Source organism: Burkholderia sp. ZZQ-2 (assembly GCF_050768715.1).
GTDB classification, from domain to species: domain Bacteria; phylum Pseudomonadota; class Gammaproteobacteria; order Burkholderiales; family Burkholderiaceae; genus Burkholderia; species Burkholderia cepacia.
Genome location: NZ_LDVA01000362.1, coordinates 31263 through 47069, shown reverse-complemented (window position 1 = coordinate 47069; position 15807 = coordinate 31263). Strand labels below are relative to the sequence as shown.

Sequence of the window (15807 nt, the reverse complement as noted above, 5' to 3'; positions counted from 1 at the left end):
GTAGGCGATCGGTATGCGGCGCGGGAGGCAATTTTTTGTAACAGTACGTAGCCGGAAAGCGTTGCCGAAACAGCGCTTCCGGGACGCAAGAATTTCCGCCGGAAAGTTCGGAAACCGAATCGAAAGCACGAATCGGAATCGCTATCGATTACGCGGATTCGTGCCGATGCAGTGCGCGGTCGGCGCGGTTCAGCGTTCGGCCGGAAAGCGATCCTGCAACGCGTGCAGCCAGCGCGCGACGACGTCGAGTTCGGCGTCGGAAAACCCGTCGCACAGCTTGCCGTTCAGCTCGCGCAGCAGCACGCGCGCGCGCTTGAGCGCCGCTTGGCCGTCGTCGGTCAGGTACAGCCGCGTTGCGCGGCCGTCGTCCGAATCGGCGTGACGCGTGATGAGGCCGGCCTTTGCCATGCGGTCGGCGAGGCCCGTCATCGCGGACGGCGCGAGCTGCAGCGCGGCGCCGACTTCGCCGATCAGCGCGCCGTCCTGCTTCGCGAGACAGAACAGTGCACCGGCCTGCGCGGCGCTCGCGCGCGTCTCGGTTTCGGCCTTGCGGTCGATCCAGCGCTGCACGCGCCGCTGGCCGATGTTCAACATGAAAAACAGTCGTCGGTCTTCGCTCAAGCTGGGTTCCCGGCTGCAATGGAAAGGGAGGGACGGCCCGCGGTGCGTGGTGCGTCGAGTGCCCGCGCGAGCCAGTCGGCCACGTCGGGCCACAGCACGGTGCCGGGCCGACTGCGAAAGAAGCCCATGTGCCCGACCGGGCCGCTGCCCGCCGCGCGCGGATCGATCTGGCGGCGTTCGACCTGCGCGCGGGTCAGATAGCTTACCAGCAGGCCGATCGCGGCCGGGTTCGCCCACGGATCGTCGTCGAAGCCGAGCGCGAGAATCGGCAACCGTTGCTTCGCGAAGCGCTCGGCCGCGCCGAGCGTCGGATCGTCGAAGAAATAGTGCGGCAGCGTCGTCCAGCGGCTCCATTCGCGGAACACGCCGGCCGGCATGTCTTCGCCGAGCCCGAGCCGCTTGCCGGGCACGTAGCCGAGCAGCGCCGACATCAGCGGACCGAGCACATGCAGGATCAGCCGCACCTTCAGGCGTTCGGCCGCCTGCGTGATCAGTCGCGTGCTGCCCGCATGCGCGGCGACGAGCACGGCCGCGCGCAGGTGCGGCGTGGCGGCGGACAGCCCGATCGCGTGCCCGCCGACGCTGTGCCCGACCGCCAGCAGCGGCACCCCTTCATACGCCTGCCGTGCCCACGCGGTCGCGGCACCCACGTCGAGCTCCATCCAGTCGCGCATGCGGGCCCGCAGCGCACCCAGGCGCGCGGGCCGCGATGCACCGATGCCGCGATAGTTGTAGGTGAGCGCCGCGAAACCGCGCTCGGTCAGGAAGCGTGCGAAGCCCGCATACAGCCGCTCCGGCACGGCCGTCGCCGGATGGATCAGCACCAGCGCGCGCGGCGCCGCGTCCGGCGTCCACAGCGTGCCGTGCAACGCGTAGCCGTCGGCGGCGGAAAACTCGATGGGTTGGGAGGTCATGGCCGTCCTCGTTCCGGGTAGTTATTTCGTATGCGAAATATAGTCCGGGATTTATTTCGCGCACGAAATATATGTCGAGGATTCATTCGAACCGGGTTCCCGGACGGGCGGCGGGCGGCATCCGGCGATACCGGTCACGTCATAAAACATTTGCATCTTTGCATAGAAGAATATTGCGTTTGTTTCATGGTGCGGATCGACGTATCTTCACCGGTTCCATCCGTTCCGCCGGCCGCCGGGCATGGCGGATCACGTGGCGCCGCCATCGCGCGGGCGCCCGCCAACCTTCCGGGAGATCACGTTGCTGAGCCGAATCGTCACGGCACTCTTGCTGGCGCTTGCCGCGCAGCCAGGCATGGCCAAAGACACCGTCACGCTGCGCGTCGGTGAACAGAACTACTTCAACATCCAGGCGTCGATGGAGGCGTCCGGCGTGCTGAAGGACCTGCCTTACACGATCGAGTGGAAGCACTTCCAGGCCGCCGCGCCCGTCGCCGAAAGCCTGAACGGCAATGCGATCGACGTCGGCTTCCTCGGCGATTCCGCGCTGCTCACGCTGGCCGCGCGCGGCGCGCCGGTGAAAGTCGTCGCGGTGTCGCGGCAGAGCCTCGACGGCGTTGCGATCCTCGTGCCGAAGAACTCGCCGGTGCGCACCGTCGCCGACCTGCAGGGCAAGACCATTGCCGTCTGGCGCGGCGCGTGGAGCCAGCAGCTCGTGCTGCGCGCGCTCGAACACGCCGGCCTGCGCGCGGATTCCGTCAAGTACGCGTACCTGATGCCGATCGATGCGACCAACGCGCTCGCGAACGGCTCGGTCGACGCCGTGTCGCTGTGGGAGCCGTTCGTCAGCACGCTCGCGCTGCGGCAGGGCGCACGGCCCGTGACGACCGCGCAGGGGCTGATGCCCGCGCTGAGCTTCGTCGCCGCGAACGAGCAGGCCGCAACGGGCAAGCGCGCCGAGATCACCGATTTCCTGAAGCGCGTGGTGGCCGCGCGCCAATGGGTCGACAGCCATCCGCGCGAGTATGCCGACCTGTGGGCGAAGCGCGCGAAGCTCGAGCCGGACGTCGCGTACCGCTGGCTCAACAATGCGCACCAGCGCGTGGGCCCCGTCGACGACACGGCCGCGAAGGATGCGCAGAACACCGCGGACTTCCTGCACAAGGCCGGCGTGATTCCGACCGCGTACGACACGGCGAAGCTGCTCGACCGCTCGTATGCGGGCGCGTTCGCCGCGCCCGCGCAGAAGACGGCCGCCGCGCAGTGAGCATGCCGCAACGCGTAGCCATTTCCGATCGACAACGAGAAGGACCATCGACATGCCCGTCGACATCATCGGCATGATCACCGCGACGCCCGGCGCGGAGGTCGACGTACCGGGCGGCGCCGCCGTCCAGCCCGACTACGTGCGCCGCTTCGCGCAGGCGCACGAGGCCGCCGGCTTCGACCAGATCCTGGTCGGCCATTTCAGCAACGCGGCGGACGGCTTCATCGTCGCGTCGTTCGCGGCCGCCGCGACCGAACGCATCCGCATCCTGCTCGCGCACCGGCCCGGCGTGATCGTGCCGTCGGCCGCCGCGCGCCAGATCGCGACGCTCGACGTGTTCAGCGGCGGCCGGCTCGCGCTGAACGTCGTGTCGGGCGGCGACGATGCCGATCTTCAGCGCGACGGCGATTTCGTGCCGCACGACGCGCGCTATCGCCGCACCGGCGAGTATCTCGACGTGCTGAAACGGATCTGGCAGGCCGACGCGCCGGTCGACCACGATGGCGCGTTCTACCGGCTGCGGGGCGCGTCGCCGCTCGTGAAGGGCGCGCAACGGCCGCATGTGCCGATCTATTTCGGCGGCTCGTCGCCGGCCGCGCTGGCGGTGGCGGGCGAGCATGCCGATGTCTACATGACGTGGGGCGAGCCGCTCGCGTCGGTGCGCGAGCAGATCGCGCGCGTGCATGCGGCCGCCGCGCCGTTCGGGCGTGCGCCGCGCATCAGCGTGTCGTTCCGGCCGATCGTCGCCGATACCGAGGCGGCCGCGTGGGAGAAGGCCGAGGCGATCCGCGAGCGCGTGCGCGCGGCGCGGCTCGCGAATGGCCAGCCGATCGACGGCCATGCGCCGCAAAACGCGGGCTCGCAACGGCTGATGGCCGCCGCCGCGCAGGGCGACGTGCTCGACGAGCGGTTGTGGATGGGCGTTGCGAACCTGACCGGCGCGCGCTGGAATTCGACCGCGCTGGTCGGCACGCCCGAGCAGGTCGCGCGTGCGCTCGGGGCGTATTACCGGCTCGGCGTATCGACGTTCCTGATTCGCGGGTTCGATCCGCTCGACGATGCGCTCGATTACGGGCGCCACCTGATTCCGGCGATTCATGCGCAGGTCGCGGAGCTCGACCGGCATTACGCGGCGGTGTCCGCGTAGGCGCATCGCGTCGTTGCGACGCAAGGGCTGCTTCGATTCGCCCCGGCATTCCCGTTGAGGGATGCCGGGGCGATGTCATTCGGGTGGTCGACGTATCGATGGCCTTCAGAACGACGGCAATCCCGGCGGATTGGTTTCCGCCCGCGCGATCGCCTCGCTCTGCAAACCCCAGCGCGCGAGCGCCTGTCCGTAGCGGCCGCTGCCGATCAGCGCGTTCGTCGCCAGCGTCAGCGCGGGCGCGAGCCCGCTGCCGCGCCGCGTCGCGATCGCCACGTCGGCGTTGGCCGGCCAGCCCGCATTGACGACGCCGACACGGCGGATCTTGCCGGTGCGCGCGGCCTCGTAAGCGAGCGACGCGTTCGGGTTCAGTTCGGCATCGGCGCGGCCCGACAGCAGCGCGACGCGCGACGCCGCATCGTCGTCGAAATATTGCAGCTCGGCCGGCTTCAGCCCCTGCGCCACGTTGCGCTTGTTCCACTCGAGCAGGATGCGTTCCTGGCTCGTCCCCGCGCCCGTGATGATGCGCAGGCCGGCGATGTCCTTCGGCTCGGCGATCTTTGCGATCGGGCTGCCGGTGCGCACGTAGAAGCCGTGCAGCCCGAGCCGGTAGGTCGTGAAATCGTATTTCTCCTTGCGCTTCTCGGTCACGCCGACGTTCGAGATCACCGCGTCGTACTTGCCGGACGTCAGCCCGAGCGGCCAGTCGGCCCATGCGATAGGCACCAGCACGAGCGTGCGGCCGAGCGCGTCGGCGACGAGCTGCGCATAGTCGGGATCGGCGCCGACCACGGTGCGCGCGTCGGTCGCGTAGGTCGACACGGGCGGCGCGTGCGGTGAAATCGCGACCGTGAATGCGCCGTCGTGCACCCAGCGGTAGCCGGCTGCCGCGCGGATCGCCGCGTCGTCGCGTTCGGCACGTACGCGGCCCGCCTGGCGCGGGTCGAGGTCGGCCGTCGCGGCGGCCGCATGCGCCGCGCGCCACGGCAAGCCCGCTGCCGCGACCAGCGCGGCGGTCATGAACTGGCGTCGGTCGGTCATCGTGCGGCCCCTCGGGAATCGGCAGCGGCGCGCATCACAGCACCCGCGACAGGAACGCGCGCGTGCGCGCATGCGTCGGCGCGTCGAGCACGACGGCCGGCGGCCCGGATTCGACGATGCGCCCGCGCTCCATGAACAGCACGTTGTCCGCGACTTCGCGCGCGAAGCCGATCTCGTGCGTGACGATCACGAGCGTCGTGCCCGAGCGCGCGAGTTCCTTGATCACGTCGAGCACCTCGTTCACGAGTTCCGGGTCGAGCGCGGAAGTCGGTTCGTCGAACAGCAGCACCTTCGGGCGCAACGCGAGCGCCCGCGCGATCGCGACGCGCTGCTGCTGGCCGCCGGAGAGCTGGCGCGGATAGGCATCGGCCTTGTCCGCGAGACCGACGCGAGCGAGCAACGTGCGGGCGATGCGCTCGGCGGCGTCGCGCGTGACGCCGCCGACGGCGACCGGTGCCTCGATCAGGTTCTCGAGCACCGTCAGGTGCGGGAACAGGTTGAAGTTCTGGAACACCATCCCGACGGCCGTGCGACGTGTCAGCACGTCGCGCTCCTTCAGCTCGTAGAGCACGTCGCCGTCGCGGCGATAGCCGATCAGTTCGCCGTCGATGTCGATGAAGCCGTCGTCGACGCGTTCGAGATGGTTGATCGTGCGCAGCAGCGTCGACTTGCCCGAGCCCGACGGCCCGACGATCACGGTCACGCTGCCGCGCGGCGCGACGAACGAGACGTTGTCGAGCACGCGCTGCATGCCGAACTGCTTCGATACGCCATGCACGGCCACTTCGCCGCCGGCGCGTGGCGCGACGGCTACCGTATCGGCCTCGCCTTCGGCGCGCACGAGCGAATCATCGCGGCTGGACCTGACACGCCGCCACAGCACGCCGAGGCGCGCGAGCGCGAACGTGACGACGGACGGCGGCGGGTTGCGCAGCGCGCCGCGCGCATAGTGGCGCTCGACCTGCACCTGGATCGCCGACAGCACGGTCAGGATGATCAGATACCAGACGGTCGCGACCATCAGCAGCGGAATCACTTCGAGATTGCGGCGATAGATCACCTGCACCGTATAGAACAGCTCCGGCATCGCGAGCACGTAGACCATCGACGTGCCTTTCGCGAGCGAGATCAGGTCGTTGAACGCGGTCGGCAGGATCGCGCGCATCGCCTGCGGCAGCACGATCCGGGTGGTCTGGCGGCCGCGCGGCAGGCCGAGCGCGGCCGCCGCTTCGAGCTGCCCCTGGTCGACCGCGAGAATGCCGCCGCGAATCACTTCCGCGGAAAATGCCGCGTGGTTCAGCGTGAGGCCGAGCACGGCCGCGAGGAACGGGCTGATCAGGTCGGTGGTCGGCGTGTCGAACCACACGATATTGGTGAACGGCACGCCGAGCCGCACATGCTCGTACAGGTAGCCGAGGTTGTTCAGGATCAGCAGCAGCACGATCAGCGGAATCGAGCGGAACAGCCACACGAAGGCCCACGCGCTCGCCGACAGCAGCCGCGAACGCGACAGCCGGGCCAGCGCGACGAACGCGCCCAGCACGAAGCCGAACACCGCGCCGAGCAGCGTCAGCACCAGCGTGCGTGCGAGCCCCGACAGCACCGGCGGCGACAGGAACCATTCGGCGAACACCGGCCAGCCCCATTGCGGGTTGCCGAGTATCGAATGCAGGACGATCACGATCAGCGCGACGGCGAGCACGGTGCCGGCCGTGCGCGACCGGTGGCGCGCGGGCACGATCCGGAAACGCGTGCCGGCGTCGCGCGCGCCGGGGGAAGAAAGCGGCGGCAGCGCGCCGCCGAGGTGGGTCGTGTCGCTCATGTCGGTGGAAATCCTCGAATCGGTCGGGCGGACGCGCCGCGCACGGGCGGCGCGGCGGCGGGTGTCAGGCGTGCGCTTCGGCCGCCGTTTCGGGCGACGCGTCAGGGACCGCGTGACGGCTTGCCTTGCGCGGCAGGCCGAGGTGGTCGCGCAGCGTCGCGCCGGGCAGGTCGCGGCTGTAGCGGCCGCGCGCCTCGAGCGCCGGGATCACGAGCTCGACGAAATCGTCGACGCCTTGCGCCTGCACCGCGAAGCCGAGAATGAAGCCGTCGCCGGCGCCCGCGTCGTGCCAGCGGATCAGCTCGTCGGCGACGTGCTCGGCCGTGCCGATGAAGTTCGGGCGCGGCGTGGCGACCGCGAGCGCCGTCTCGCGCAGCGACAGGCCTTTCTGTTTCGCGTCGGCCTTGATCCGGTCGGTGGTCGAGCGGAAGCTGTTGCGGCCGAGCTCGCCGAGTTCCGGAAACGGCGCGTCGAGCGCGTACTGCGTGAAATCGTGGTGATCGAAATAGCGGCCCAGATAGGCGAGCGCCTCGTCGATCGTCAGCAGGTCGCGGATCGCCTGGTATTTGTCCTCGGCCTCGGCGGCCGTGCGGCCGACGATCGGCCCGATGCCGGGGAAGACCTTCACGTCGCTGCCTTGCCGGCCGTGCTCGATCGCGCTCTGCTTCACGCGCCGCGTGAACGCGGCCGTTTCGTCGAGCGACGGCGAATGCGTGAACACGGCATCCGCGTACTTGCCGGCGAGCCCGATGCCGGTGTCGGAGGAGCCGGCCTGGAAGATCACCGGCTGCCCCTGCGGGGACCGCTGGATGTTCAGCGGGCCCGCGACCTGGAAGAAGCGGCCGTGGTGGTCGAGCGTGTGGAGCTTGTCGCGATCGAAGAAGCGGCCGGTCGCGCGGTCGCGCACGAATGCGTCGTCGTCCCAGCTGTCCCACAGGCCCTGCACGACGTCGAGGTATTCGTCGGCGATCTCGTAGCGCAGCTCATGATCGGGATGCACCTTGCCGAAGTTCTTCGCGGTGCCCTCGAGCGGCGTCGTCACGACGTTCCAGCCCGCGCGCCCGCCGCTGATCGCATCGAGCGACGCCAGCTGGCGGGCAACCGTGAACGGCTCGCTGTACGACGTCGAGATCGTGCCCGCGAGCCCGATCTTCTTCGTCGCGACCGCGAGCGCCGACAGCACGGTCAGCGGCTCGAAGCGGTTCAGGAAGTGCGGGATCGACTTCTCGTTGATGTAGAGGCCGTCCGCGACGAACGCGAAGGCGATGCCGGCGGCTTCCGCCTTGCGGGCGATGCCGATCGCGAAATCGAGGTTGATGCTCGCGTCCGGCGGGTTGCTCGGGTGCCGCCATGCGTTCATGTGGCTGCCTGCGCCTTGCAGCATCAGGCCGAAAGGAATCGATCGTCGGGTCGTCATGGGAGCGTCACGCGTTCTGGTCAGGGGAAAGGGAGCGGTCGGCCGCGAGGGCCGCCTGCAACGGCGTGCTCGACAGCGCGCCGCCGAGCCATTCGGCCGATGCGAGCCGCGCCGCGTAGTCGGTCACCGGCGAATCGATCACGAACGCGTCGACGTCGAGCCGCCGGCTCAGCGCATCGAGCGCGCGGTGCACGCGCTCGGGGGTATCGGCCAGCACCGTCGGGCGCAGCTCGTCGATGCGGTAGTCGGACGCGCCGCTCTGCCGTGCGAATTCGGCGGCCGCCTGCGCACTGGGGAGGTTGAAGCTTTGCCCGCCCGCGAGTTGCAGCTTGAAGATCTTCAGCGGCCCGATCAGTTGCTCGGCCTCGTCGCGCGTCGGCGCGGCCACCGCGTACAGCGCGACCAGCGGCCGTGTGCCGCCCGCGCTGCGGTACGCGTCGAGCGAGCGTTCGATGTTCGCGTCGTCGCCGTTGAAATGCCCCGCGTAGCAGAAGCGCCAGCCGTTGCGCGCGGCGAGCGTGCCGCTGTCCGGCGAGCCGCCGAGCAGGATGCGTTCGGGCGCCTGCGGCGGCACAGGCAGCGCGACCGCGCCGGCGAGCGGGTGATCCTCGGCCACGCCCCAGCCGAGAAACGCGTCGAGTTCCGCGAGCTGGCCCGCGAAGTCCGGCTTGCGCGCCTTGTCGTGGAACCACTGCAGTGCGCGCGTGGTCAGCGGCAACCCGCCGGGCGCCTTGCCGACGCCGAGGTCGACGCGGCCCGGCGCGAGCGCAGCCAGTACCTTGAACGTCTCGGCGACCTTGAACGGGCTGTAGTGCTGCAGCATCACGCCGCCCGAGCCGACGCGGATGCGCGACGTGTGCGCGAGCAGGTGCGCGACGACGATCTCCGGCGCGGAGCTCGCGAAGGCCTGCGTGCCATGATGCTCGGCGACCCAGAAGCGCTCGTAGCCGAGCTGTTCGGCGCGCTGCGCGAGCGTCGTGGTGAAGCGCAGCGCGTCGGCGGCGTTCGCGCCGTCGGCGATCGGACTCTTGTCCAGCAACGAAAGCGAGTAAGACATGGTGGGCGGCGTTCCTGCGTGAGCGTGAAGTAAGCGTGACGGGACGAAGGGCGGGCGTGGCGCTCAGCTCTTCGGCAGCCCGGGCGGATTCGTGCGCGACTGGTCGATCGCCTCGGACGCGAGGTTCCAGCGGTCGAGCACCTGCTGGTAGCGGCCGTTCCTGATCAACCCGTTCAGCGCGACGGTCAGCGGATCGGCGAGCCCGCTGCCGCGGCGCGTCGCGATCGCGATGTCGGCCGTGCGCGGCCAGCCGCCGCTGATTGCGCCGACGAGCCGCGTCTTGCCTTGCTGCGCGCTCTGGTATGCGAGCACCGAGTTCACGCTGAACACGGCATCGGCACGGCCCGACTGCACGGCGACGATGCGCATCGCCTGGTCGTCGTAGTACTGGATCTGCACGGGTTTCAGCCCGTGCGCGACGTTCTCGCGGTCCCACGCGAGCAGGATCTTTTCCTGGTTGGTGCCGGCGTCGGTCACGATACGCAGCCCCGCGACATCCTTCGGCTCGCGGATCGCCTGGATCTTGCTGTCGTTGCGCACGTAGAAGCCGACCTGGTCCTTGCGGTAGGTCGAGAAATCGAACTTCTGCTTGCGCTCCTCGGTGACGGTGACGTTCGAGATCACCGCGTCGACTTTTCCGGATTCGAGCGCGAGCGGCCAGTCGGCCCACGCGAGCGCGACGATCTTCAGCTTGCGGCCGAGGCTGTCGGACACGAGCTGGCCGACGTCGGCGTCGAAGCCGATCACCGTGCGAGCGTCGGTTGCATACGAACTGATCGGCGGCAGGCTCGGTGCGATGCCGATCGTCAGCGTGCCGGGTTCGGCGAACTTGAACGACGCGGGCACCGCGCGCTCGACTGCCGCATCGGCCACGCCGCGCGGGCGCCCGCGCTGTTCGGGGCTCAAGTCGAACGTGGCGGCGGCCGCGACCGCGGCCGCGGCGAACGCGGTCAGGCCAATCAACGCGGTGGCCAGCGTGCGCGCGGCACGTGAAGAAAACGGTACGGCTCGTTGCATGAAAGCGTCCTGTGGTGGCAAGCGGTAATCGGAGGAAGGCGGGGGCGCGGCGGCGGTCAGCGCGGCAGCGCCGGTTCGGGCACGGGCGCCCACAGGTCGGCCAGCGTCGACGTGCGCGACGGATCGGCGAGACCCTTGCCGAACCGCAGGTGGTAATGCACCTCGGGGGCGATCGACGAATCGAACAGCCGCGTATAGCCGGTGCGGTCGTACAGCGCCCATGCTTCGGGCTGGCGAAAACCGGTAGTCAGGTAGATGCGGCGATAGCCCTGCTGCGCGGCGCGCAGTTCGAGTGCCTCCACGATGATGCGTGCGAGGCCCTGACGGCGCAGGTCCGCGCGGGTCCAGATGCGTTTGAGCTCGGCGGTCTGCGCGTCGTAGCGCTTGAACGCGCCGCCGCCGATCGTCTCGCCGTCGCGCAGCAGCAGCACGAAAGCGCCTTCGGGCGGCGCGAACAGTTCGGCCGGATAACGCGCGAGTTCCTCGCGTGCGGACGCGTGGCTGTCGGGGCGATACGCGTTGTAACGGGTCGAATACTCGTCGATCAGTGCGTCGATCAGCGGTCGCGCGCGGACGTCGAGCGGCGTCGTGTCGATGATGCGGTCGGTCGTGGCCATGGGCATCGCGAAGGGCGCGCGATGCGGACGTTCCTGGCGGGGTGCGGGCACGCGGCCCGTCCGGTCTGTTCCGTTATCGCGACGCGGTTGTCGTGATGGCGGCGGCCGGTGCGTGTCCTGCTGGGATGCAGATGGCGGGCCGCCGCCGTTTTGAACACGTTAGCGGCGCGGCCGGCAAAGGCGAACGAAGCAATTTCGATAAGGATTTCGCGGCGGACGTCAGAAGGCTCGCAGCGGGAGTGGGGTGGCGATGACGCGGTGCATGCGCATGCATCGAAGCCGATGCACGCGCCGGTGCGATGCCGACATGCGAGCGCCTATGCGGCCCGGACTTCGGCGAGCAGATCGGGGTGACGATCGAGGATCTTCAGCAGTTTCACGAGGGCAAGCGGCGGATTCGTCTTGCCTGTTTCGTAACGGGAGAACGCATTGACGCCGCCGCCGAAAAGCTCGGCCGCCTCGCGCTGGTCGAGCTTCAGCTTCTTGCGTACCTTCGCGATGTAATTCGGGTCGACGATGGTGGCGTTCACCTGCTTGTTGAACTCGCTGATCGCTTCGCCGAGACGGGTCGCTTCGTCGAGATCCAGTACCGATTCCCCGCAGGCCGGGCAGAACTCGCCGGTGACAGCGCGGACGACAGTCGACCGGCCCTTGTAGGTATAAGGGATGTCGCGCGTGTCGTGGACCAGCTTCGCGGCACCGCATGCAGGACATTTCATTTTCATCGCTCCTTGAAAGACACGATCAGCACATCGTCGATCACCGTCAGTTTCAGGTACACGTCGCCACGCACCGTCAACGGCCGGTAGACGTCCTGCCAGATCGTGTGGTCGGCGTACGTCGTCATGCTCTTGTGGAAGTCGAGGTCGGTCAGCGACATCACGACATCGAGCGCCTCCCGTTCCGTGAAACCCAGCTGCCGCGCGCCGAGTACCGCGCTCGCGGTCAACCGTACCTGGCCGGATTCGACCAGCGCCTTGACGAGGGGCAGCTTGCAATGAGGCCTTCTCTTTTCCATTCGCGATATTAACCAAGTAAGTTAATTTGTCAAGTTGGTTAATGGCGAGCGCATGCCGTCCGCCATGACTGGCAGACCGCATGGAAAGGCGATGGATCCGGTTTTAGGCCGTCTGGCCGATGCTCGGCGGGGTCGACAATTCCGCCAGCTGGAACAGGCAATCGCCGCGCTGCACCTGTGCGGGCACGCGCTTGCACACCACTTCGCCGTCGCCCTTGAAGCGGTGCAGCACCGGCTCGCGCAGCGGCGTATCGGGGAAGTGCACCCACGCGGCCGGCTGCCCGGCCTTCACCTGATCGCCGAGTTCGACGAGCGGTTCGTACAGCCCGCGCTCGTACGCATAGACGAAGTGGCGATCGCCGTCGACACGCATGAAGCGCGTGACGGTGGGCGGCGCGTCGGGCACGAGCGCGCCGCGCAGCAGGCCGATGTAACCGAGGTAGTGCAGCAGCCCGTGGCGACCGAGCCGGATCAGCGACGGGTCGGCCATGCCGGCACCGCCGAGTTCGGTCACGATCGAGATCGCGCCCTGGCGGCGCGCGGCCGAGGCCGAGTGCACGGGATTCGGCGCGTGCAGCAGCGCGTTCTGCAACCCGAACGCGACCAGCAGCCCGTTGAGCTTCGCGGCTTCGTCGGCGTCGAGCGGGTCGATCGCGAGCATGTTGCCGCCCTGGTACAGCAGCGAACTGCCGCCCGAGTGCAGGTCGACCAGATACTGCGAGCGCGCCAGCAGGACATGCTCGATGTAGTGGGCGATCATCTGCGTCGGCGTGCCGGCCGGGTCGCCGGGGAAGCTGCGGTTCAGGTTGCCCTGGTCGAGCGGCGACACGCGCAGGCCCGCGTCCGCCGCCGGGAAATTCGCCATCGGCAGCAGGATCAGCTGCCCGCTGACCATCCCGGGCTCGATCTCGCGCATCAGTTGCGACACGATGATCTGGCCTTCGTACTCGTCGCCGTGGTTGCCGGCCATCACGAGCGCGACCGGGCCGTCGCCGTTGCGAATCGACGCGATCGGGATCGGCAGCCAGCCGTACGCCGAGCGGTGTACGGAATGCGGCAGCCGCAGGTAGCCCGCGTGCTTGCCTTGTGCGTCGAGATCGATTTCGCAGTGGATGGGATTGCGGTGTGAGGAGGAGGCGGTCATGGCGGCATCGTTCGATGAACGGAATCTGCCATCTTATCGGGAAACGACCGCTGCGCGCCGCGCCCGGCGCGAGCAGCGCCGAACGCCGTCAGCCGGCAAGCGCATGGAGGCATGCGGGGGAGTTGCAAAGCCGATACGCGGAACCCGGTGCGATGTTGCGGCGGTGAACGCATGCCGGCATGCCGGCCGGCCGCATTCGGGCCTGGTGTTTCGCGCCGGCCCTTGCCGCGACGGGGCCGGCGTGCAAGGGCGGCTTACCGGCCCGATGTTTCAGCTTCGAGACGTCCTTCTTCCCACAGTGCCCAGAAACGGCTGCCGGCGCGATACGGATTCGCGCGGCGCGCGGCGTGATCGGCGATGCCCTGGCGAAACGCGCCGTACAGCGTCAGCGGCGGATTGTCGACGCATCGGGCTTCGCGTGCGGCCGGCATGCGGCGTTCGGAAACGAGCCGGCGGATCAGCGATGCGCCGTCGATCACATCCAGTTCGTCGATGGTTTCGCTGCGGCTGAGGACTTCGACGGTATTCATGTTGGGTCTCCCTGACCACCTGTTTCCCTGACAGGGAGCAATAAGAGTGCCAGGTTCGAAAAGCCCTGCGCTGCCTCGATCGTGCAGGCTTCTGCAGCCAACGTGACGGGTGGCGGGCGCCGATGTTACGGAACACGTCACGTGACACGCGAGCGCGCGACGCCACGTGCGGTCACGTAAAGCGTTTCGGAATTGAATCGCCGGGAGGCGTCGACGCGGGAGAAAGAGGGCTGCGCGGCCGGGTCAGCTCGCGGTGGCCGGCGTGACCCGGCTGCTGCCGCTCGAATAGAAGCGGTAGATGCCCTTGCCGGCCGATTTCGCGTCGTACAGCGCGCTGTCGGCCTGCCGGATCAGTTCGTCGGGGGAGCCGTGCCCGTCGTCGAGTGCGATGCCGATGCTGATCCCCAGGATCACGGTCTCGCCGATCGACAGCGTGTACGGCGCCGAGATCTGCCGGATGATGCGCGCCGCGAGGAGCGAGCACGCGTGCATCGTCACGTCGTCGATCGCGACGACGAATTCGTCGCCGCCGATGCGCGCGGCCAGCTCGCCGGGCGGCAGCGTCTTGCCGAGCCGCTCGGCGACCTGCGTCAGCACGTCGTCGCCGGCCTGGTGGCCGAACCGGTCGTTGATCGCCTTGAAGCCGTCGAGGTCGAGATACATGACGGCGAGCCCGGACTCCGGCGTGTGTGGCCGGCTCGCGAGCATCCGCTTGAGTTCCGCATGCAGCTCGTGGCGGTTCGGCAGACCCGTCAGCGCATCGTGCCGCGCGAGATGCCGGATGTGCTGTTCGGTCTGGCGGCGCGCGGTGACGTCCTCGACGATGATCACCGCGTTGCCGTCCGGCACGAGATGGCGCGTCAATTCGAGCTGGCGGCCATCGGCGAGCACCAGGTCGAGCGGCGCGGGTTCGTCGCAGGCCAGCCAGATCTCGCACTGCGCGGCGAGACGGGCGCCGCCGGGATCGATCGCGTCGTTCGCGCCGAGCGCCGCGACGACGGCGGGCAGCGGCGTTTCGAGCATGATCTGGCGCGGCGAGCCGAACAGTTGCGCGGTGCGCCGGTTCGCGACGATCACGCGGCGCTCGCCGTCGATCATGCACAGGCCGTGCGGCATGTAGGTGAGCGCGGCGTCGAAGCGCGCGACGAGTTCGGCGTTGCGCTGGCGCGCGGCAATCAGCGCGACGAGCACGCGATAGTGACGCTGGACGACCGTGCGCATCGCGGCGAGGTAGATCACGAGCGGCGGCAGCAGCAGCCACGCCCCCGGCCGGTGGGCCAGCAACGCGCCGATGCCGATCGGCAGCACGCCGACCGTGACCTGCGACATCGCGAGCCGGGGCAGCGCCGAATTGCGCGACGCGATCCCGCCGAACACGCCGCCCGCGACCATCACCGACAGCGTGCCGAGCTCGACGTCGACGGCCTGCACGCAGCCCATCACGCCGAGACCGAGCACGAAGCACGCGACGAGCGACACGGGCGCATAGCGCATTGCCCAGTATTCGGCGCGGTCGTCGCCGCCGTCGCGTTGAACCGTGTACGCACGCGCGATCGAGAGCCGCGCGATGAGCAGGCCGACGTCGACGATCAGCCACGCGAGGCACCAGAGCTGCTGCAGCCGGATCAGCGCGACGGCCGCGACGAAGCCGCTCGCGAGCCCGGAGAGCGCCATCGGTCGGACGTCCTCGAACAGGGTAACGAGCATCGACGGGCGCAGCGCGGCCGTCACACGGTGGTTGCCGGAGGGGGGAGTGGCGAGAACGGAGTGCAGGAGAGATGCCCTGACTGCCATGGTTTTTGACCTCGACACGATGTCGCTTGATATCGCGATGGCTGGCGGCATCCGCACGGCACGTGGCGGATGCCCGGCCAGGCCGGATGCGCACGACATTACCATGAAATACGGGCGGCGCGGGTCACCCGGATCGCCCGGCGGACCCGCGTGCCGCGTCGGCCACGAGTCGTCAACCGCGCCCACGAAAGTCTTGCGCATTCGCCGGCGCCGGGGCAGCATCGTCGCGAACCGAACGAGGCTCGGCGATCGACAGGAGACAGGCGCGTATCCGCCGTGCGCGGTCGACACGAACGAAAGCGCCGCAAGCGGGCAGTCGATGCGACCGGATCGCCACCCGCGACCGGCTGTCGCAGCCCGGCTGAACACCGTTATAAGAAATTCAATAAGTATTTCATGCGGGA

The 15807-nt window shown here is 68.9% G+C and carries 15 protein-coding genes; 2 read left to right on the top strand and 13 right to left on the bottom strand.

The window, feature by feature from the left end; all coding sequences use genetic code 11:
• Window positions 1–189: 189 nt before the first annotated feature.
• Together ABY44_RS36085 and ABY44_RS36080 are read right to left on the bottom strand one after the other, a co-directional pair.
• The gene (locus ABY44_RS36085) at window positions 190–621 is read right to left on the bottom strand and encodes a MarR family winged helix-turn-helix transcriptional regulator (RefSeq protein ID WP_027791650.1); all 432 of its coding nucleotides are present in this window, start codon (window positions 619–621) and stop codon (window positions 190–192) included.
• Window positions 618–1535, bottom strand: a complete 918-nt coding sequence (locus ABY44_RS36080) for an alpha/beta hydrolase family protein (RefSeq protein ID WP_060170796.1) — start codon at window positions 1533–1535, stop codon at window positions 618–620. The genes ABY44_RS36085 and ABY44_RS36080 overlap by 4 nt, the downstream gene beginning before the upstream one ends.
• A 355-nt stretch (window positions 1536–1890) precedes the next feature.
• Between ABY44_RS36080 and ABY44_RS36075 the strand changes: the two genes are divergently transcribed.
• Together ABY44_RS36075 and ABY44_RS36070 are read left to right on the top strand one after the other, a co-directional pair.
• Entirely contained in the window at window positions 1891–2802 is a 912-nt protein-coding gene (locus ABY44_RS36075) for an ABC transporter substrate-binding protein (protein ID WP_049117255.1), read from the top strand.
• A gap of 52 nt (window positions 2803–2854) precedes the next feature.
• Complete coding sequence (locus ABY44_RS36070) at window positions 2855–3949, top strand: LLM class flavin-dependent oxidoreductase (protein WP_060170800.1); 1095 nt, start codon at window positions 2855–2857, stop codon at window positions 3947–3949.
• Window positions 3950–4054: 105 nt separating this feature from the next.
• On the opposite strand, the gene ABY44_RS36065 is transcribed toward ABY44_RS36070, so the two are convergent.
• The 11 genes from ABY44_RS36065 to ABY44_RS36015 all read right to left on the bottom strand — a co-directional run bounded on the left by ABY44_RS36065 (window position 4055) and on the right by ABY44_RS36015 (window position 15403).
• A complete protein-coding gene (locus ABY44_RS36065) occupies window positions 4055–4987 on the bottom strand; it encodes an ABC transporter substrate-binding protein (RefSeq protein WP_060170801.1) in 933 nt (310 codons plus the stop codon).
• 34 nt (window positions 4988–5021) lie between these two features.
• Window positions 5022–6809, bottom strand: a complete 1788-nt coding sequence (locus ABY44_RS36060; RefSeq protein WP_081072577.1) for an amino acid ABC transporter permease/ATP-binding protein — start codon at window positions 6807–6809, stop codon at window positions 5022–5024.
• 64 nt (window positions 6810–6873) lie between these two features.
• A complete protein-coding gene (locus ABY44_RS36055) occupies window positions 6874–8226 on the bottom strand; it encodes an LLM class flavin-dependent oxidoreductase (protein ID WP_060170804.1) in 1353 nt (450 codons plus the stop codon).
• A 7-nt stretch (window positions 8227–8233) separates the two neighbouring features.
• Complete coding sequence (locus ABY44_RS36050; protein ID WP_060170806.1) at window positions 8234–9283, bottom strand: LLM class flavin-dependent oxidoreductase; 1050 nt, start codon at window positions 9281–9283, stop codon at window positions 8234–8236.
• A 63-nt stretch (window positions 9284–9346) separates the two neighbouring features.
• A complete protein-coding gene (locus ABY44_RS36045) occupies window positions 9347–10300 on the bottom strand; it encodes an ABC transporter substrate-binding protein (protein WP_027791643.1) in 954 nt (317 codons plus the stop codon).
• Between the two features lie 56 nt (window positions 10301–10356).
• Window positions 10357–10917, bottom strand: a complete 561-nt coding sequence (locus ABY44_RS36040) for a GNAT family N-acetyltransferase (RefSeq protein ID WP_431643537.1) — start codon at window positions 10915–10917, stop codon at window positions 10357–10359.
• Window positions 10918–11234: 317 nt separating this feature from the next.
• Complete coding sequence (locus ABY44_RS36035; protein WP_060170811.1) at window positions 11235–11636, bottom strand: type II toxin-antitoxin system MqsA family antitoxin; 402 nt, start codon at window positions 11634–11636, stop codon at window positions 11235–11237.
• A 2-nt stretch (window positions 11637–11638) separates the two neighbouring features.
• A complete protein-coding gene (locus tag ABY44_RS36030) occupies window positions 11639–11935 on the bottom strand; it encodes a type II toxin-antitoxin system MqsR family toxin (RefSeq protein ID WP_027791640.1) in 297 nt (98 codons plus the stop codon).
• 103 nt (window positions 11936–12038) lie between these two features.
• Window positions 12039–13079, bottom strand: coding sequence for a succinylglutamate desuccinylase/aspartoacylase family protein (locus ABY44_RS36025; protein ID WP_059697269.1), 1041 nt, complete (start codon window positions 13077–13079; stop codon window positions 12039–12041).
• A 254-nt stretch (window positions 13080–13333) separates the two neighbouring features.
• The gene (locus tag ABY44_RS36020) at window positions 13334–13609 is read right to left on the bottom strand and encodes a hypothetical protein (RefSeq protein ID WP_027791638.1); all 276 of its coding nucleotides are present in this window, start codon (window positions 13607–13609) and stop codon (window positions 13334–13336) included.
• Between the two features lie 243 nt (window positions 13610–13852).
• Window positions 13853–15403 (bottom strand): sensor domain-containing diguanylate cyclase, encoded by a 1551-nt coding sequence (locus tag ABY44_RS36015; protein WP_059697268.1) that lies wholly within the window; start codon window positions 15401–15403, stop codon window positions 13853–13855.
• Window positions 15404–15807 lie beyond the last annotated feature (404 nt).